The 19018-nt window shown below is 62.1% G+C and carries 19 protein-coding genes; 8 read left to right on the top strand and 11 right to left on the bottom strand.

Going from position 1 to position 19018, the window contains the following annotated elements; genetic code table 11:
• Positions 1-21: 21 nt before the first annotated feature.
• From ACTNB1_RS11340 to ACTNB1_RS11300, 9 genes are read right to left on the bottom strand one after another with little or no spacing between them, the layout of a single operon-like run.
• Positions 22-636, bottom strand: a complete 615-nt coding sequence (locus ACTNB1_RS11340) for a V-type ATP synthase subunit D (protein WP_441169576.1) — start codon at positions 634-636, stop codon at positions 22-24.
• Positions 637-648: 12 nt separating this feature from the next.
• Positions 649-2064 (bottom strand): V-type ATP synthase subunit B, encoded by a 1416-nt coding sequence (locus tag ACTNB1_RS11335; RefSeq protein WP_441169574.1) that lies wholly within the window; start codon positions 2062-2064, stop codon positions 649-651.
• A 22-nt stretch (positions 2065-2086) separates the two neighbouring features.
• Complete coding sequence (locus ACTNB1_RS11330) at positions 2087-3856, bottom strand: V-type ATP synthase subunit A (protein WP_441169572.1); 1770 nt, start codon at positions 3854-3856, stop codon at positions 2087-2089.
• Positions 3857-3879: 23 nt separating this feature from the next.
• Entirely contained in the window at positions 3880-4485 is a 606-nt protein-coding gene (locus ACTNB1_RS11325) for a V-type ATP synthase subunit E (protein WP_441169570.1), read from the bottom strand.
• 22 nt (positions 4486-4507) lie between these two features.
• Complete coding sequence (locus tag ACTNB1_RS11320) at positions 4508-4816, bottom strand: V-type ATP synthase subunit F (protein ID WP_441169568.1); 309 nt, start codon at positions 4814-4816, stop codon at positions 4508-4510.
• 1 nt (position 4817) lies between these two features.
• A complete protein-coding gene (locus tag ACTNB1_RS11315) occupies positions 4818-5258 on the bottom strand; it encodes an ATP synthase subunit C (RefSeq protein WP_441169566.1) in 441 nt (146 codons plus the stop codon).
• 20 nt (positions 5259-5278) lie between these two features.
• Positions 5279-7228: a V-type ATP synthase subunit I gene (locus tag ACTNB1_RS11310; protein ID WP_441169564.1), complete on the bottom strand. Its 1950-nt coding sequence runs from the start codon at positions 7226-7228 to the stop codon at positions 5279-5281.
• A 31-nt stretch (positions 7229-7259) separates the two neighbouring features.
• Positions 7260-8318, bottom strand: a complete 1059-nt coding sequence (locus ACTNB1_RS11305) for a V0D/AC39 family V-type ATPase subunit (protein ID WP_441169562.1) — start codon at positions 8316-8318, stop codon at positions 7260-7262.
• A complete protein-coding gene (locus ACTNB1_RS11300) occupies positions 8315-8644 on the bottom strand; it encodes a hypothetical protein (RefSeq protein WP_441169619.1) in 330 nt (109 codons plus the stop codon). The genes ACTNB1_RS11305 and ACTNB1_RS11300 overlap by 4 nt, the downstream gene beginning before the upstream one ends.
• A gap of 241 nt (positions 8645-8885) precedes the next feature.
• Here ACTNB1_RS11300 and ACTNB1_RS11295 point away from each other — a divergent pair, with 241 nt between their 5' ends.
• From ACTNB1_RS11295 to spoIIR, 6 genes are all read left to right on the top strand, one after another.
• The gene (locus ACTNB1_RS11295) at positions 8886-9362 is read left to right on the top strand and encodes an Lrp/AsnC family transcriptional regulator (RefSeq protein ID WP_441169561.1); all 477 of its coding nucleotides are present in this window, start codon (positions 8886-8888) and stop codon (positions 9360-9362) included.
• Positions 9359-10552 carry a pyridoxal phosphate-dependent aminotransferase gene (locus ACTNB1_RS11290; protein WP_441169559.1) on the top strand — a complete coding sequence of 398 codons (1194 nt, stop codon included), beginning with the start codon at positions 9359-9361 and terminating at the stop codon, positions 10550-10552. The genes ACTNB1_RS11295 and ACTNB1_RS11290 overlap by 4 nt, the downstream gene beginning before the upstream one ends.
• Before the next feature lie 13 nt (positions 10553-10565).
• Positions 10566-11168 carry a bifunctional phosphoserine phosphatase/homoserine phosphotransferase ThrH gene (gene thrH, locus ACTNB1_RS11285; protein WP_441169557.1) on the top strand — a complete coding sequence of 201 codons (603 nt, stop codon included), beginning with the start codon at positions 10566-10568 and terminating at the stop codon, positions 11166-11168.
• Positions 11169-11191: 23 nt separating this feature from the next.
• A complete protein-coding gene (locus ACTNB1_RS11280; protein ID WP_441169555.1) occupies positions 11192-12472 on the top strand; it encodes a DUF1015 domain-containing protein in 1281 nt (426 codons plus the stop codon).
• A gap of 14 nt (positions 12473-12486) precedes the next feature.
• Positions 12487-13371, top strand: a complete 885-nt coding sequence (gene ispE / locus ACTNB1_RS11275; protein ID WP_441169554.1) for a 4-(cytidine 5'-diphospho)-2-C-methyl-D-erythritol kinase — start codon at positions 12487-12489, stop codon at positions 13369-13371.
• A 74-nt stretch (positions 13372-13445) separates the two neighbouring features.
• Positions 13446-14075, top strand: a complete 630-nt coding sequence (gene spoIIR / locus ACTNB1_RS11270; RefSeq protein ID WP_441169552.1) for a stage II sporulation protein R — start codon at positions 13446-13448, stop codon at positions 14073-14075.
• Positions 14076-14110: 35 nt separating this feature from the next.
• Here the strand turns inward: spoIIR and ACTNB1_RS11265 are convergent, their stop codons facing one another.
• Together ACTNB1_RS11265 and ACTNB1_RS11260 are read right to left on the bottom strand one after the other, a co-directional pair.
• A complete protein-coding gene (locus ACTNB1_RS11265) occupies positions 14111-15424 on the bottom strand; it encodes a sodium-dependent transporter (RefSeq protein WP_441169550.1) in 1314 nt (437 codons plus the stop codon).
• A complete protein-coding gene (locus ACTNB1_RS11260; RefSeq protein WP_441169548.1) occupies positions 15411-15980 on the bottom strand; it encodes a GNAT family N-acetyltransferase in 570 nt (189 codons plus the stop codon). The genes ACTNB1_RS11265 and ACTNB1_RS11260 overlap by 14 nt, the downstream gene beginning before the upstream one ends.
• A gap of 245 nt (positions 15981-16225) precedes the next feature.
• Between ACTNB1_RS11260 and ACTNB1_RS11255 the strand changes: the two genes are divergently transcribed.
• Positions 16226-17512, top strand: coding sequence for an immunoglobulin-like domain-containing protein (locus tag ACTNB1_RS11255; protein WP_441169546.1), 1287 nt, complete (start codon positions 16226-16228; stop codon positions 17510-17512).
• Entirely contained in the window at positions 17502-19001 is a 1500-nt protein-coding gene (locus tag ACTNB1_RS11250; RefSeq protein WP_441169544.1) for an amino acid adenylation domain-containing protein, read from the top strand. The genes ACTNB1_RS11255 and ACTNB1_RS11250 overlap by 11 nt, the downstream gene beginning before the upstream one ends.
• The last annotated feature ends 17 nt before the right edge of the window (positions 19002-19018 follow it).

The following is a 19018-nucleotide window of genomic DNA, read 5'->3' as shown; positions in this document are numbered from 1 at the left end:
AGTCAGGCGGCCCGATTTTTGCTATTTCCTTTTGCTGTTCTGCCGTTTGATAACCTTCATGCGGACGAACTCCTCCCGTTCCTTTTCCTCCAGGGCGTCGGTAATAAAGCGAATGGTTTCGTCCAAGTCGGGCAGCACGATATTCTGTAAGGCGTTGGCCCGCTTCTGGGCCTTCTTGATGGCCTGGGCCAGGCGGTAAATGGACGTCTCAACCTCCGCCAGCCGCCGGGTCAGCTCCTTCACCTTATGGAACTTCAGATAGCAGTCGTCCAGCAGAGAAGACGTGTCCGCAAAGCCGTATTCCGGCCGTGGCGCGGGGGACTCTCCGGGGATGTGGGGCAGCTCCACCCCCATCACCGAACGGTATCGGATCTCCAGAGAATTGTCCACATCCACCGCCTCGGCGATGCGGTCGCAGATACCCAGGCGGATGTTGGCCGCCTGGAGGGAGACGTAGGCCTGGGTGAACACGGTGTCGATCTGGCTCTGCAGGTCCTTGGCCGTGTCCATCAGGGCCATCAGTTCCCGGATGAGGATGTTCCGCTTACGGTCCATCAGCTCGTAGCCTGTCTGGGCCAGGCTCCGGGACCGCTTGGCGGCCATCAGGTTTCCCTTGGTTGGCAGCATGTTGGCCATGGCTTGCCCCCCTTACGCCGTCCGGGCGTTTTCGCCGGCCCCCAAGCTCTCCCAGGCCCCTTCCACATAGTGGGCATCCAGAGTCTTGGGATCCACCCGGTCCAGCTCGCCCCGGGGCAGGATGGTGAGCAGCTTCCAGCCCAGCTCCAGGGTCTGATCCAGGGTACGCTCCTCCCCCTGATCCTGGCGGATGAAATAGCGCTCAAAGGCCTCACCGAACTGGAGGTACCGCTTATCGGTGTCGCTGAGCTCGTCCTCACCGATGACGCTGGCCAGGCTGCGGGCGTCCTGCACCTTGGAGTAGGATGCGAACAGCTGATTGGACAGGTCGGGGTGATCGGCCCGGGTAAAGCCCTCGCCGATGCCGTCCTTCATCAGGCGGGACAAGGAGGGCAGGATGGCTACCGGGGGATAGATCCCCTTCTGTTCCAGGGTGCGGTCCAGCACGATCTGCCCCTCGGTGATGTACCCCGTCAGGTCGGGGATGGGGTGGGTGATATCGTCGTTGGGCATGGTGAGCACCGGCACCTGGGTCACCGAGCCCTTCCGCCCCCGGATCATGCCCGCCCGCTCGTACAGGGAGGCCAAATCGGAGTACAGATAGGCGGGAAAACCCTTCCGGGAGGGGATCTCTCCCTTGGAGGAGGAGAACTCCCGCACTGCTTCGCAATAGGAGGTCATGTCGGTCATGATGACCAGCACATGGTAGCCGTGGTCGAAGGCCAGGTACTCCGCGGCGGTGAGAGCGCAGCGGGGGGTGAGGATGCGCTCGATGATGGGATCGGAGGCCAGGTTGAGGAACATGACCACCCTCTGGAGGGCACCCGCCTCCTCAAAGTTCCGGCGGAAAAACTCCGCCGTATCGTTCTTCACGCCCATGGCGGCAAAGACGATGGCAAAGTCCTCCTCCTGACCGGCCACCTTGGCCTGGCGGACGATCTGGGCGGCCAGCTCGTTGTGCTTCATGCCGGAGCCGGAGAAAATGGGCAATTTCTGGCCCCGGATCAGGGTAGCGCAGCCGTCAATGGCAGAGATACCGGTATAGATGCAGTCACGGGGATACTGCCGGGATACCGGATTGATGGCGGAGCCGTTGATGTCCCGCCGGGCCTCGGGGAAGATCTCGCCCAGGCCGTCGATGGGGCGGCCGGCCCCGTCGAACACCCGGCCCAGCATCTCCCGGGACAGGGCCATGTCCATGCTCTTGCCGGTAAAATGGGTGCGGGCGTTTTCCAGGGAAATTCCCCGGGTACCCTCGAAAACCTGGAGCACCGCCCGGTCGCCGTCGATGAGGATGACCCGGCCGTACCGCCGCTTCCCGCTGTCCAGGGTGATCTCCGCCATCTCGTCGTAGGCCACACCCTTCACGCCCTCCAGGACGATGAGGGAGCCGGACAGCTCCGACAGGCCGATATATTCCAGTCTCATAGGTATCAGCTCCTTGTGGAGATCAGCTGTTGGCCTGGCTCACCTTGTCCAGTGCCTGGTCGATCTGCCGCTGGTAATCGTCAAATTTGCTCTGGTCGTCATTGGGCACCTCGTACTTCATCTTGGTCAGCTGGTCAAAGATGCCGGTGGCCTTCAACTGGGACAGCGGGATGGACCGGGCCACCAGAGCCCGGGCCCCGTCGTACAAGCGAAGGATCAGCTCCATCATCTTCAGCTGCTTGTCCATGGGCACATAGGTGTCGATGGCGTGGTAGGCGTTCTGCTGCAGGAAGCCCACGCGGACCAGCCGGGCGGTCTCAATGATAAGCTTCTGGTCCTCCGGCAGGATATCCGCACCGATAAGCTTGACGATCTCCATCAGCTTGGACTCCTCCTGGAGCAGGTTGGAGATCCGCTGGCGGCAGGGAATGAAGTCCTGGCCCACGTGCTCGTCATACCAGCCCTTCAGGTCGTCGGCATACTCGGAGTAAGAGGTGAGCCAGTTAATAGAGGGGAAGTGCCGGGCATAGGCCAGGGCACGGTCCAGGCCCCAGAAGGTGCGGACGTACCGCTTGGTGTTCTGGGTCACCGGCTCAGAGAAGTCGCCGCCCTGGGGAGAGACGGCGCCGATGACAGTGACGCTTCCCTCCTGACCGCCCAGGGTCTTCACGTAGCCCGCCCGCTCATAGAACTCCGCCAGGCGGGAGGCCAGATAGGCCGGGAAGCCCTCCTCGGCGGGCATCTCCTCCAGGCGTCCGGAGATCTCACGCAGGGCCTCCGCCCACCGGGAGGTGGAGTCGGCCATCAGCGCCACATGGTAGCCCATGTCCCGATAATACTCCGCCATGGTCATGCCGGTGTACACCGACGCCTCACGGGCGGCCACCGGCATGTTGGAAGTGTTGGCGATCAAAATGGTGCGCTCCATCAGAGGACAATGGTTCCTGGGGTCCAGCAGCTCGGAGAACTCCTCCAGGGCCTGGGTCATCTCGTTGCCCCGCTCGCCGCAGCCCAGGTAGACGATGATGTCGGCGTCCGACCACTTGGCCAGCTGGTGCTGGGTCATGGTCTTGCCCGCCCCAAAGGGGCCGGGGATGGCCGCGGCGCCCCCCTTACCGATGGGGAATAAGGTGTCGATGACCCGCTGGCCGGTGATAAGGGGCCGGGAGATAGGCAAACGCTCCCCCATAGGCCGGGGGGTGCGGATGGGCCAGCGCTGGGCCAGCGCCAGCTTATGGACGCCGCCCCTGTGGTCGGTGACCTCCACAAGGGGCTCCTCCACAGTGTATTCCCCCGGCTGGGCCGTCCAGGTCACCTGGCCGGTCAGCCCTGCGGGGATGAGGCAGCGATGGGTGATGACGGCAGTCTCCGGGCAGGAGGCATACTCTCTGCCAGGACCCACTTCATCCCCCACTTTTACGGAGAGGGTCACCTGCCACTTCTTCTCCCGGTCCAAGGAGGGGATATTCAGGCCACGGCTGATAAAGGGACCGCTCTTCTCCTGGATGACCTCCAAGGGGCGGGCGATGCCGTCAAAAATATTGTGGAGCAGGCCGGGCCCCAGCTCGATGGACATGGGAGCTCCCTGGGAGGTGACCGGCTGGCCGGGCATAAGCCCAGCGGTGTCCTCGTAGACCTGGACGGTGGTCATATCGCCGTCCACCCGGACCACCTCGCCGATGAGCCCCTCCGCGCCCACATTGACCATGTCCATCATGGCCAGGCCCCGGCCGCCGGTGACGGTGACCACGGGGCCATTGACGCCGTGGATGGTATAGTTTGCCTGGTTCATCTGGAATCTACCATCCTTTCTGCTTATTCGTCGGACAGGGACAGGCCGAAGAGCTCGGCAAAGTGGCCGGAGAGTTCCTGGGCGGCACTGTCAAAGGAGGAATCCACCCGCAGGCCCAGGCTGGGTGAAAGGGCCACCAGGCCCCCCATGCGGAACTCTCCTGTCTGAAAGTCCAGCTTCCGGCCTCGTGCGGCCCGGGTCAGGGCTGGGATCCAGCCCTTGTCCTCCTCCCGCAGGCAGACCTGCACGTCCTCCGCTCCGGGCAGCTGCTTCAATGCGTCGCCCAGCAGCTCCTCCAGCCGCTTTCCGTACTCCGGCGTCCGGGTGAAGGCGGCAATGCGGGCACGGACCAGGGCAAAGGTCTCCTGGGCCATCTCCTCCCGCCGGAGTGAGAGGGCACGCCGGTTCTCCAGCATCCGGCGGGACACGCTCCGCCCCGCCGCGCCCTTGATCCGGGCCACCTCGCCGTGGATATAGCGGTAGGCTTCCCGGAGCACCTGATCCTCCGCCTTGCGGAGGGTGGCCTCCCGCTGGTGCTCCGTCTCGTCCATGGCCCGCTTGGTCTCCGCCGAGGCCTCGGCCAGGATCTTGGCGGTAAAGCGGTCCAGTTTCTCTGTCATATCGGGCATGAAAGGGTCCTCCTTTCAGAGGTCACAGCTTGACGCCGATGGCCTCCCGGATGTAGCGGGTGATGGAATCAGGGGCCCGGCCTGCGCTGTGGCGGTCGGGGATCTCCACCACCAGGGGCCGCTGGGCGGTCAGCTTCATGGGGTCAATGAGGTCCTGGCACATTGCGGCCAGCTTCTCGGTGATGAGGAGCACCCCGATCTCCTTATCGGCAGCGGCGGCCTGGATGGCGTCCCGCACCTGGGAGGGCTCCCGCACCACCACCCCCTCCACCCCGGCCAGCCGTAGGCCCACCTGGGTGTCGGTGGAGTCAGTAATCACAAAGTACTTCATCTTACACAAAGAGCAGCAGCAGGGCCACGATCAGGCCGTACAGGGCCACGCCTTCTGCCAGACCCACGAAGATCAGGGCCTTGCCGAAGGCCTTGTCGTTCTCCGAGATGGCACCCAGAGCCGCGGAGGCGGAAGAAGCCACAGCGATGCCGCCGCCGATACCGCTCAGACCCACGGCCAGGGCGGCGCCCACGTATTTCAGCCCCTCCGCCAGGCCGGCGCCGGAGGCGGCGGCTGCTGCGGCGGTCTCAGCGGCCCCAGCAGCGGAGGCGCTGCCGCCGATGCCCACTACAGCAGACAGGATCAGGCAGCCGAAGAAGGCCATTACATTAACGCCCAAAGCCCGCTTGGCACGCTGTCCGGTGTAATTGCGGATGCCGATGAGGAACAGCGGGGAGAGTACCGCCAGGGCGGCGAAGCACAGAACAATGAATTTCAGCATGATGGTTGACCTCCTTGAATTCAGTCGGTATGGCTGGTGTAATCGATCTTCCGGGGGGCGAAGGGGATGCCTCCGTCGTCGTAGAAGCGGCCGAACAGCTCGTAGAACTCCAGACGGAGCACCTGAATGCCCACCAGCAATCCCTCAAAGCCCATGACAAAGGCATTGCCTGCCACCAGGATCAGGATGCCTACCGGGCCACCCACTCCGCCGGCCAGCTCCGCCAGCATATGGACCACCAGCATCAGGCCCACATGGGTAATGGCATAGGCCCCGATTCGCATGAAGGACAGCGTGTTGGTCAGGTAGCTCAGCAGGGTCTCAAACATCTCAAACAGGCCGGTACCCAGCACCTCCCCCAAGGAGAAGCTGCGCCAATTCGGGTCCCTGGCCAGCAGCCGGGACAGAGGTTCCCGGAACAGCATGAGCACCAGAGGCAGAACGATCACCGGCAGCACATAGGCGGGGATCAGCAGGTTCACCCCGAAGGCGGCGGTGGACAGAGCGGCAAAGAGCACTCCGGCGTAGAACACCATGCCGGCGGCCCCGTTGGGCCCGAAGAAAATCTTTTCAAAATTCCGCTGCCTGACGCCGTTGACGATGTTCACCACCATGACCAGCAGCAGCATGAAGATACCCAGGGCGATGGACATCACCAGCAACAGCAGTACGTTGCTCACCACCCCCATACCGGCCAGGTTGGTCTGCTCCATGATCTTGAAGCCGGGCAGGATATCCTCAAATCCAAACACCGAGCCGTAGACGCAGCCGAACAGGGCACCCGACAGGCCGCAGCAGGTGATGATGCTGCCCAGCCACATGCCCTTGACCTTGCTCAGCACCAGACCCAGCAGAGCCAGACACAGTCCCTGGCCCAGATCGCCGAACATGATGCCGAAAAACAGGCAGTAGGTGATGGCCATAAAGAGGGAGGGGTCGGTCTCGTTGTAGGCCGGCAGACCGTACATCTCCAGAAAAGGCTGGAACACTCGGCCCAGGAAGGGGTTTTTCAGCTTGGTAGGTGGCTTGAAGCCCTCCACATCGTCGGCCACGTCCACCACGCAGGACAGCTGGTCGAAACGCTCCATCTTGCTCCGCAGCTCCTCCAGGGCGTCCTCCGGTACCCAGCCCACCAGGTAAAAGCTGTCCCGGCTGCGGCAGGCAAACCGCCGCAGCTCCCGGCACTCGCTGTGATAGCGCAGATAGGCGTAGTCGGACAGCAGCCGCTCCCCCTCCTGCTCACGGAGCGTTTTCAGCTCCTCCTCCACCTGGTCGGCCTCTTTTTTCCACTTCTCCGCCTGGGCGGTCAGATCGGCGATGGCCTGCTCCACTGTGCCGTGGGGCTGCACGTCCAGATTTACCCGGGTGAAGTGGAGGGAGGAAAAGAGCATGTCCACCCGAGTCCTGGACCCCTTGGTGGTGAAATACACGCCGTACACCCGCCGGGAACCCACGGTGGTAGGCACAAAGAGGATGTCCTCTTCCTGATTCAGGGTCTCCTGAAAGCTGTCATAGGTCTCACGGGGCAGATAGCCGTACCGGAACCGGGCATACTCCAGGCCCCACAGCTCGTCCAGATCGGTGCCGATACCCTGGAGATGCTCCAGCTGCTCCGCACCAGCGGATGCGTCCGCCGCCTGATGCTCCAGTTCCTCCTTCCGGCGGGTGAGCTCCTGTACCTTGGCCTCCAGCCCGTCAAAGTAGGCCGCCAGTTCCTTACGGGGCAGCTTGTCCGGGAAGGGGGCGTAGTTCAGCTCCACACCGGCCTGACGGGCCACCTCCTCCGCCCGGCGTAGCAGCGGGGCATAGGGGTTGCCGCCCTCCATGGGCAGTACGCCCTTCACCTTGCCCATCAGCCGCAGGGCGTTTTCCGGATGGAAGGGCTGGTCCACGACGCAGGTGCTGACCACCCGGTCGAACTGGTCCAGCGGCCCGGCCAGGGTAAGCAGCTTCATAGGAACCACCGACATGGCCTCATCTCCTTTTTCATGTTCTCCGCGCTCAGGCGCCGATCAGCTCCGCCAGAGCCGCATGATAGGGTACGCCGTATTTCACCGATTCAATGATATTGACCAGCACCATCATCTCCATCTCCTTCAGGTCCAGATAGGCCATGGCGGTATAGATGGAGGGAGGCGCGCACATCAGCTGATGCTTATTGAACAGATACATGGCCCGGCGGTAATATTCCTCCGCGTCCACAGCCTGTATCCCCTCAAAGCAGTCCCGGTAGGGGGTCTGCTTCAGCAGCTCAAAGACCGTCCCGGCATCAAGGGCGGCGCACAGTTGCCGGACCAGTTCCGGCTTGAGCTTGTCATGGAAAGGAAGCAGGATGGTCAGATACTCTTCCTGAGGTGTGTCCGGGAAGTAGGTCTTCAGCCGCAGGATGTGGATAATGTTCAGCAGGTCCGCCTGGCCGCCCATGGCCCGGAGCAGCGTCTTTTGGGTGGCGCCGCTGTACTGCTGCCGGGCAATGCGGAACATGTGGGAAAAATAGGCGGTACGCAGCAGGCATTCCGCCGTGGTATAATCGGGAAGAGGTCCCCCCGGCTCCGGCCGCAGGTGGAGAAGCACCGGATAATAGATGCTCCCTTTGGCTGCGGCAAGCAGCTGGTCATAGCTGCCACACTCCCGCAGAGCCTTATAGTCCACCTTGCCCAGTACAACGATGCGGGAGGCGGGCGGCATCCCCATACCGTACTTTCCCACCTTCAGTCGCCGCAGGGCATTGAGAATGGCGGTGCGCTCAGCAATACGGATCCGGAAACCCATCAGCGGCCTGTCCTCCCGGGGCACATAGTGGGCCAGACTGAGATACTCCAGCCGCAGTTCCTCCCGCAGGGCTGCCTCCACCTCAATACGGCCCACATAGCTCCAGCCGCCGGAGGCACACTGGGAAAGCGCCCGGCTCCAGCCGGGATACTGCCGCAGGGCGTCCAGGATCTCCGCCTCACTTTTCAGTCCCGCCAGCCGTGCAAAGTCCTCCGTCCGCAGGCGTTTGCCATACAGGGCCCGCACCTTGGCTGACAGCGCGCCGTAGCGCATATCCGCCTGGATCATGGCTGCACGCCCACGATCATGGAGAACAGGGTATCCACCCACTTATCCCGGTTCTTCTCATAGACCGCCTCTACCCGTTTCATGGCCTGGCGCTGCTTCTCGTCCAGCTGGGCGATGGTCTCCTCGGCCCCGGCCTGCTCGGTCTGTTCCACCAGCTCAACCCGGTGCCGGGCACGCTGCATATACTCCTCCCGCAGGTCGGCCGCTTCCCGTTCCAGACCGGAGCGCAGCTGCTCCTGCCGCTGCCTGCCCTCCTCGGCCAGCGCCTTCGCGCTGTGCTCTGCCGCCACGATCTGATTCACCATGTCCAGATACTCCACAGCCATCCCTCCCCGGGGCCGCTGCCCCTTTTGATGATACGTCATCATAGCACTTCATCAGGCACGTTTCTACGGGAAAATAGACAAAGATACAACATTTTTATCCCCCCATTTCCGGTGACTTTATGCAAGAAACGGCAGTTGGAAGTGCACTATTGTAATTCGCCCCGGGGACGTATATAATAGGTGATAATCATCTTTTCCATTTATTTTCTATGGAAACTTTTTGATTGGAGGAACATGAACCATGAAGCTGCTCCAGCTTTTGGAAAACGATTGCACGTTGACCCCCGAACAGCTTGCATCCATGGCCGATATGTCGGTGGAAGACGTGAAGGCCGCCATCAAGCGGTATGAAGAGGAAAAGGTCATCCTGGGCTATAAGGCCATCGTGGACTGGGACCGCACTGACCGGGAGGCGGTCACCGCCCTCATCGAGGTGAAAGTCACCCCCCAGCGGGGCGAGGGCTTTGACCGGGTGGCAGAGCGGATCTACCAGTACGACGAGGTGGAGAGCGTCTATCTGATGAGCGGCGCCTACGACCTGACGGTTATCATCTCGGGCCGTTCCCTGAAGGAAGTGGCCCAGTTTGTGGGCGAGCGTCTGTCCACCCTGGAGGATGTGACAGGGACCGCTACCCATTTCATCCTGCATAAATATAAGGAGAAGCATCTGATCTTTGAAAAGCAGGAGACCCAGGAGAAGGAGTGGATTTTCTCATGAATTACGAGGAGATACTGTCTAAGCGCATCCAGGAGGTAAAGCCCTCCGGGATCCGGCGCTTTTTCGATATTCTGGAGGAGATGAAGGACGCCATTTCCCTTGGCATCGGCGAGCCCGACTTCGTCACCCCCTGGCACATCCGGGACGCAGGCATCTATTCCCTGGAGAAGGGCTTTACCAAGTACACCGGCAACGCCGGTATGGCCGAGCTGCGCCGGGAAATCGCCGCCTATCTGGAGCGCCGGTTCGATCTGCACTATGACTTTGCCCACCAGATCATCGTCACCGTGGGCGGCAGCGAGGCTATCGACCTGTCTCTGCGCTGCCTGCTCAACCCCGGTGACGAGGTCATCGTCCCCGTGCCTTCCTTTGTGTGCTACGGACCCCTGGCTTCCATGGCCGGCGGCACCCCGGTGTATGTGGAGCTGAAGGCGGAAAACGAGTTCCGCCTCACTCCTGAACAGCTGAAGGCCGCCATCACCCCCCGCACCAAGGTGCTGGTGCTTCCCTTCCCCTCCAACCCCACCGGTGGCATCATGGAGCGGGCCGATCTGGAGGCCATTGCCGACGTGCTGCGGGGCACCGACATCATGGTGGTCTCCGATGAGATCTACGCTGAGCTGACCTATGGCCAGCACCACGTGTCCATGGCCAACCTGCCCGACATGTATGAGCGCACCATCGTGGTCAACGGCTTCTCCAAGAGCCACGCCATGACCGGCTGGCGCATGGGCTACGTCTGCGGCCCCGCCCCCATCATCCAGCAGATGCTCAAGCTCCACCAGTTCGGCATCATGTCCGCCCCCACCACCAGCCAGTACGCCGCCATCGAGGCCATGCGCAACGGCGACCGGGACATCGAGCACATGCGGGATGAGTATGACGGACGCCGCCGCTACCTGGTGGAGGGCCTGCGCCGCATCGGCCTGCCCTGCTTCGAGCCCAAGGGCGCCTTCTATGTGTTCCCCGACATTCGCAGCACCGGCCTCAGCTCCGACGACTTCTGCGAGCGCTTCCTGATGGAGGAGAAAGTGGCTGTGATCGCCGGCTCCGCCTTTGGCCCCGGCGGCGAGGGCTTCGTCCGCTGCTGCTATGCCACCTCTATGAAAGACATTGCCGAGGCTCTGACCCGGCTGGATAATTTCCTGACCAACCTGAAGAAAAAGCAGGAGCGGGATCAGGAAGGATAAAGGAGGATCAAATATGTACATCACCTGTCTGGACATGGAAGGTGTCCTGATCCCTGAGATCTGGATCGCCTTCTCCGAAGCTACCGGCATCCCCGAGCTCAAGCGCACCACCCGGGACGAGCCTGACTACAACAAGCTGATGAATTTCCGCCTGGACATCCTGAAGGAGCACCACCTGGGTCTGAAGGAGATCCAGGACGTCATCGCTACCATCGACCCGCTGCCCGGCGCCAAGGAATTTCTGGACGAGCTGCGGTCCTTCAGCCAGGTGATCATCCTCAGCGATACCTTTGAGCAGTTCGCCCAGCCCCTGATGAAAAAGCTGGGCTGGCCCACCCTGTTCTGCAACACCCTGGAGGTGGCCGCCGACGGTACCATCACCGGTTTCCGCATGCGCTGCCCCCAGTCCAAGCTGACCACCGTGAAGGCTCTTCAGTCCATCGGCTACGACACCATCGCCGCCGGGGACAGCTTCAACGACCTGGGCATGATCCAGGCCAGCAAGGCGGGCTTCCTGTTCAAGAGCACCGCCCAGATCAAGGCCGACTACCCCGACCTGCCCGCCTACGAGGAATTCCCCGACCTGCTGGCCGCCATTCGCGGCGCCATGGACTGACATACAGGAAGTGAGTGAGAAAGATGACCCACGGATTTGACCATCTCCCCTTCCGCCCCGCCGACATCCTTTTGCCTCAGAACTGCGAATACGGCAAGTGGTCGGTGGTGGCCTGTGACCAGTATACCTCCCAGCCGGAGTACTGGCAGCGGGTGGAGGAATATGTGGGCTCCGCCCCCTCCACCCTGCGTCTCATCCTGCCCGAGAGCTGCCTAGACGGCCCCAATGTGGAAACCGACATCATGGAGGTCAACAACACCATGACCCGCTATCTGCGGGAGGACCGGTTCAAGGTATTTCCCGGCGCTCTCATCTATGTGGAGCGTCGGCTGGACGACGGAAAGATCCGCCGTGGCCTGGTAGGCATGGTGGATCTGGAGCAGTACGACTATGAGCCGGGCTCTGACGCCTCCATCCGGGCCACTGAAGGCACCGTCCTCTCCCGCATCCCGCCCCGGGTGGCGGTGCGGAAAAATGCGCCCCTGGAGCTGCCCCACGTGATGCTGCTGACCGACGACCCTGAAAAGACTGTCATCGAGCCTCTGGAGGCCCGGAAGGACCAGATGGAGCTGGTGTACGACTTCGACCTAATGGAGCGGGGCGGCCACATTACCGGCTGGAAGCTGGACCAGGAGAGCATGGACCTGGTGGCCGCCGCCCTGTCTGCCCTGGCGGACCCCGCCGCTTTCCAAAAGAAGTACGGCGTAGAGGACGAGGCCGTCATGCTCTTTGCCGTAGGGGACGGCAACCACTCCCTGGCCACCGCCAAGGAGTGCTATGAGCGGCAGAAAAAGCTCACCCCCAAAGAGCAGTGGGACAGCCTGCCCGCCCGGTTTGCCCTGTGCGAGCTGGTGAATCTCCACGATGACTCTCTGGAATTTGAGGCCATCCACCGGGTGCTCTTCGGTGTAGACCCGGTAGAACTGGTGATGAGCCTGTGCGCCGCTTTCCCCGGCGCCCACCCCGGTGAAGGGGAGGGACATGTGCTGCGGTACGTGCACGCCGCCGGCGAGGGAGCGGTGACCATCCCTGAGCCTACAGCTCAGCTGGAGGTAGGCACTCTGCAGCCTTTCCTGGACGAATATGTGAAGTCCCACGGCGTGCGCATTGACTACATACACGGAGCGGATGTGGCCCGTCAGCTGGGACGGCTGCCGGGCAACCTGGCCTTCCTGCTCCCCGCCATGGGGAAGAGCCAGCTCTTCCCCACCGTCATCCGGGACGGAGTTCTCCCCCGCAAGACCTTCTCCATGGGCCACGCCCATGACAAGCGCTTCTACCTGGAGGCACGGAAGATCCGATAAAAGGAGGCACGGCCATGGCAGCAACAGAGGTCTTTGCCTACGCCAAACTGAATCTCTCCCTGGATGTGTTGGACAAGCGTCCCGACGGCTACCACGAGATGAAGATGGTCATGCAGACTGTCACGCTCCGGGACCGCATCGCCCTGGAGACCGGAACCGGCAGGCCCCTGGAAATGCGCAGCAATCTGGGGTTCCTCCCCGCCGATGAACACAACCTGGCCGCAGCAGCCGCCCTGGCTCTGTGCCGGGAGACGGGGACCGACCCTGGCGGGCTGTCCATCAAGCTGGACAAGACCATCCCGGTGTGCGCCGGCATGGCTGGCGGCAGTGCCGACGCCGCCGCTGTTCTGCGTGGCCTGAATGAGGTACTGGGACTCGGCCTGTCTCAGACCCGGCTGGAGGAAATCGGCGCCCTGGTGGGCTCCGACGTACCCTACTGCGTGGGAGGCGGCACCGCCTTGGCAGAGGGTCGGGGCGAGATCCTCACTTCCCTGCCGTCTCTGCCCCGCTGTCACGTGGTACTGTGCAAGCCTGCCTTCTCGGTGTCCACCCCGGAGCTGTTCCGGGCTCTGGACGGCTGCCGCATCCGCCGCAGGCCGGACACCGCCGGACTAATTGACGCTCTGGCGGCAGGGGACCTGCCCGGGGTAGCCCGGCGGATGTACAACGTCTTTGAGGACGTGCTCCCCCAGCGGCGGTATCAGGAGATCTGTACCATCAAAAACGTCCTGATCCAGCATGGAGCTCTGGGTGCTTCCATGAGCGGCACCGGCCCCACCGTGTTTGGCCTGTTCGACCGGCAGCAGGCGGCAGAAGACGCCCGGGCCGCGCTGGCACCCCTGTACCGGGAAACCTTCCTGGTGGAATCCATGGGCACTTTAATGGAAAAAAAGGTATAAAAATCAAAATTACCGTCCAGAATGGAAGCAAATCCATTTTGGACGGTGATTTTTCCATGTACATGAAGCAAACCATGACAAAACATACACTACGCCGGTGGGAACTGGCCCTTCTGCTGGGGGTGGCCCTGGCCGCCCTGCTGGGAGTGTGGCTGGACAGAAGCCAGAGCGCCCTGGCCGATCAGGTGATCCGGCTGCATGTACTGGCTAACTCTGACTCAGAGGCCGATCAGGCTCTGAAACTGAAGGTGCGGGACAGTGTATTGGCCGCTGCGGAGGAATATTTCCAGCCCGGCGCCACCCGTGAGGAGACCGAGGCGGTCCTCCGGGACCACCTGTGGGAGCTGGCCAGCGCCGGGGCCGAAACGGTGGCGGAGGAAGGCTACGATTACCCAGTCACCGCCTCTCTGGTGGAAAACTACTGGTTCCCCACCAAGGAGTACACCGACTTCGCCCTCCCCGCCGGCCAGTACACCGCCCTGCGCATCGTCATCGGAGAGGGCGGTGGGCAGAACTGGTGGTGCGTGGTTTTCCCACCCCTTTGTCTGGGCTCGGTCAGTGAACCCGCCGCACAGACCGCCCTCAGCGCCGGGCTGAGCGAAGATCAGGTATCCCTCATGACCGGGGAGGATGAGGGCTATGTGGTCAAGTTCCGGGCCATGGAGCTGTGGGAAGGCTTCCAGCACTGGCTCTCCGAAAAATAAAAAGCGGAGCGTGCACAGCACGCTCCGCTTTTCTGTTATCCGATGCCGTGGTAGCGGATGCCCAGCACCCAAACTGCCACCGCCACCAGCACATAGGCTCTGGCCACAAAGTCAAACATACGACCGGGCCGCTTTCCACCCAGGGCCAGCTCGTCCTTGACCGCCCCGGGCCCCAGCACAAAGTAGAGGAACACTGCCACCAGCATGGCACCGAAGGGAGAGACATAGATGGTGATGAGATCCATCCAGCCGCCCATACCGGCAAGGGACTCCACAAACAGCCCCGCCCCAAAGGTGACCGCGCCCACCAGTGCCAGAGACAAGCCTCTGGACAGCTTGACGGTGGAACTGAGTGCCTCGCCGCAAGCCTCCAGCATGTTCATCAGGGAGGTGATGCCGGCAAAGAACACCGACAGGAAGAAAAGCAGCGCAAACAGCTGGCCGCCGGGCATCTGCTCAAAAACCTGGGGCAGAGTGACAAACATGAGGGCAGGTCCGCTGGTGGGATCGATGCCGAAGGCAAACACAGCCGGGATGATGGCGAAGCCTGCCAGCAGGGCCGCCAGAGTATCCAGCACCGCAGTCATTCCCGCGTGGCGCAGAATGCTCTCGTCCTTTTTCATATAGCTGCCGTAGATCAGCATACCGGCCCCGTTGATGGACAGGGAGAAGAAGGCCTGTCCCATGGCCATCACCCAAGTCTCCGGATCCAGCAGCCGGGACCAGTCGGGCTGGAGCAGGTAGAGGTAGCCCTCCACCGCCCCGGGCAGGAAGGCCACCCGGACGGCGATAACGAGGAACAGAATGAAGAAGGCGGGCATCATGATCTTGCTCAGCTTCTCGATGCCGCCGGACACACCCAGCACCAGGATGAGCACCGTCAGCACTACCGCCGCCAGGTGCCAGGGGATGGAGCCGAAGTCCACCGCCAGAGCGTCAAAGAAACCCTGGGCGTCACTGTTCAGGATGGAGCCGGTCACCGCCCCAGCGGTGTACCGGAGCACCCAGCCCACTACCACCGAGTAGCCAATGGCGATGCCCAGTACGCCCAGCAGAGGGATGACACCCAGCAGCTTACCGCCCCGCAGTCCCTTCTGGCGGAGCACATAGTCCAGAGATCCCATCGCTCCGGTGCCGGTGCGCCGGCCCAGGGCAAATTCCCCGGTGAGACCCACATAACTGAACAGCGCCACGAATAAAAAATAAGGAATCAGGAAAGCGCCGCCGCCATATTGTCCAATGCGGTAGGGAAACAGCCAGATATTTCCCATGCCCACGGCAGAACCCACCGCCGCCAGCACAAAGCCCAGGGAGCTGGTAAATTTACCGCCCATCTTATGTTCTTCCATTCATATCCTCCTCATTGAGCCGTACCAGGTGGAGGTGATCCTCCCAACGGCCATTGATCTTTAAATACTGTTTAGACAGTCCCTCTTCCTGAAAGCCAGCCTTTTCCGCCGCCCGGCGGGAGGCCAGGTTGCGGGGCATGATATTGGCCTCGATCCGATGGAGCCCCAGAGTGCGGAAGCCCCAGTCGGCTGCCGCGCCGATGGCCTCAGCGCCGTAGCCCCGGCCCCAAAGGGTATGGTCTACCTTATAAGAAATGAAGCTGGACTGAAAGGCCCCTCGAACCACACAATCCAGGCAGACCATTGCGACTATTTTGCCCGGGTGACGGGGCTGGACGGCAAAAAACCGGTAGCGCAGGTCTGCCTCCGCCTGCTCCACATCCCCCTCCAAAAGCTGGTTCTGCCCTGCCTCGGTATAAAAGGATGCCTCTTTCAGCGGATCAAAGGGTGCAAAGGCCTCCCTGTTCCGGCGGTAAAAGGCTGAGACAGCTGCCGCTAAAGCCGGGCTTGCCGCCAGATAGCACATCCGCCCCGAACGAAAGACATATGGTATCATGTTCCTCTCCCTCCTCGAAGGCCGGTCTCCCGATTATAACACAGTTTTCCGCCCTTTGCACCCCTTTCTGTAAAGCGGAATTCTGCCGTATCGTGGGGAATGCAGGGGGATTAGGGGGTTGACAGCCCCGGAAGGGGCGCGCTATACTGAGCAAGGCAGAGGCGACTCTGCCTGTTTTGCTATGCCTTTTTTGCGCCGGCGACCGCTATACGCCGGACAGATCACAGAAAAAAGGATGCGAATTTATGGTCGAAGAGAAGAGAAAGAGTTCCGACAGCCAGTCCCACCGACGTCGTCAGCCGCCCGTGCTGTGGCTGGGCATCGCCCTGTGCGCCGTGGTGGTGGTGATCCTGCTGGCTGTCCTGCTGACCCGCGGCTCAGCGCCGGGAAATACCCCTCCGGCTTCTGACTCGCCCGCAGCTGTGGAGGATACCCAGCCGCCGGAGATTATCGGCACAAAAGATCTGACCGTGGCAGTAGGCGAAAGCCTGAGCTACCGCACTGGAGTTACTGTCACCGACGATGTGGATGAAACTGTCCAGCTCCAGGTGGATTCCAGCGGCGTCAACCTGTCCGAGCCCGGTGAGTACCAGGCGGTGTACTGGGCGGAGGATTCCGCCGGCAACCGGACCGAGGTCACCGTAAAGGTCACCGTGGTGGAGACTGTCACCGTGGAGGACGAGGACGGTGGAGAGACCGAGGACGTAGTGGAGGCCGGCGGCGAGGAGATCACGCTGGAGCGCGTCAACGAGCTGGCTGACGAGATCCTGGCCGAAATCACCACCTCCGGCATGAGCCAGCGGGAAAAGGCCCTGGCTATCTACAACTACGTACATAACCACATCAAGTATGTGGGTACCTCCGACAAGTCCAGCTGGCTGGTAGGTGCCTATGTGGGCTTCACCCGGGGCAGCGGCGACTGCTACAACTACTTCGCCTGCTCCAAGGCTCTGCTCACCCGCGCGGGCATCCCCAACGTGGATCTGACCCGTGTTGGCGGCAACTCCCGCCACTACTGGCAGCTGGTGGACGTGGGAAGCGGCTACTACCACTTTGACGCCTGCCCTCATCCCAACAGCTACCCCCTGTACTCCTTCCTGCTGACAGAGGAGCAGGTGAAGGCCTATACCAAACAGTGCAGCAGCATCCGCAAGAACTACTACGTATATGATTACGACGCCTGCCCTGTGGAGGTGGTCCAGGGCACGCCGCCGGTGACACCCACGCCCAAGCCGACGACTGCGCCTACTCCTACTCCTGTTCCTACGCCTACCGTGACTCCCACTCCGGCGCCTACCCCCACTGTGACCCCCACACCGGTGGTCACACCTACCCCCTCTCCTGTGGTCACCGAAACTCCTGTGGTGACGGAGAGCCCGGCGACCAGCGCCACCCCCGTCCCTTCGGCCTCTGCCGGGCCGGAGGCTACCCCCAGCGCAGCACCCACACCTACCACGCCGGCGGAGACCGGCACTGTTGAGACACCGGCCATGACGCCGGAAAATCCGGAGGGATCCCCAAGTGCAGCGTAACGTTTTGGAATATCTGGAGGCCACCGCACCCCGCCTGCCGGACAAGGTGGCATTCAGCAACGGCACCGACAGTCTCACCTTCGGCCAGCTGTCCCGCTCGGCCAGAGGCATCGGCACCTGGCTGGCCGGCCAGGGCCTGAGCCACGAGCCTGTGGTAGTCTTTATGGAAAAGCATCCCCACTCCATCGCCGCTTTCTTTGGCGTGGTCTATTCCGGATGCTTCTATGTGCCCATTGACGAGGAGATGCCCGCCTACCGGGTGGAGCTCATCTTCCAGACCCTGAAGCCCCGGGCGGTGTTCTGCGACGATAAGACCCGTAGCCAGGTGGAGGCCATGGGCTATCAGGGTATCCTGTGCAATTATGAAGCGGCGGCGGAGACGGAGCCGGACGACGGCGTGCTCTCCGCCATCCGGGCGGCCCAGCTGGACACCGACCCGCTGTACATCGTGTTCACTTCCGGCTCCACCGGCGTGCCCAAGGGCGTGGTGGCCTGCCACCGGTCGGTGATCGACTACATCGAGCAGCTCTCCGCCACCCTGGGCTTCTCGGAGGAGACGGTGTTTGGAAATCAGACCCCCCTGTATTTTGACGCCTGCCTGAAGGAGCTCTACCCCACCCTGAAGTTCGGCGCCACCACCTACCTGATCCCCAAGAGCCTGTTCATGTTCCCCATCAAGCTGGTGGATTACCTGAACGAGCACAAGATCAACACCGTGTGCTGGGTGGTGTCCGCCCTCACCATGATCTCCGGCTTCCGGGTGCTGGAGAAGCAGGTGCCGGAATACCTCCACACCATCGCCTTCGGCAGCGAGGTCTTCCCCATCCGGCAGTTCCAGCTGTGGCGGAAGGCCCTGCCCAACGCCAAATTCACCAACCTGTACGGCCCCACCGAGGCCACCGGCATGAGCTGCTTCTACCATGTGGATCGTGACTTCGAGGCCGACGAGGTCATCCCCATCGGCCGGCCCTTCCCCAACACCGGTATCCTGCTCCTCACCGAGGACAACAAGGAAGCCGCACCCGGGGAGCTGGGTGAGATCTGCATCAAGGGCACCTGCCTCACCATGGGTTACTACCGGATGCCGGAAAAGACGGCGGAGTGCTTTGTGCAGAACCCTCTGAACGACGCCTATCCCGAGCTGATCTACCGCACCGGCGACCTGGGCAAATACAATGAGCGTGGCGAGCTGGTCTTTGTCTCCCGGAAGGATTTCCAGATCAAGCACATGGGACACCGCATTGAGCTCCAGGAGATCGAGGTGGTGGCCGCCATGCATCCGGAGGTGGCACAGGCCTGCGCCACTTACGACAAGGAAAAGGACAAGATCCACCTCTACTATACCGGCGGCGCCGAGAGCGGCGATCTCTCTGCCTTCCTGAAGGAAAAGCTGCCCCGGTACATGCTGCCCAACCGTATGGAGCGGCTGGAGCGGATGCCCCTGACCCCCAACGGCAAGGTTGACCGAAAGGCTTTGGCCGCGAAATAATAAGAAGAGATAAAGGA

Origin of the sequence: Flavonifractor sp. HCP28S3_F3, from assembly GCF_052065355.1 — a bacterium.
Classification (GTDB): domain Bacteria; phylum Bacillota; class Clostridia; order Oscillospirales; family Oscillospiraceae; genus Flavonifractor.
Note: the sequence above shows the minus strand (reverse complement) of the source record. Positions and strands in the feature narration are given on the sequence as shown.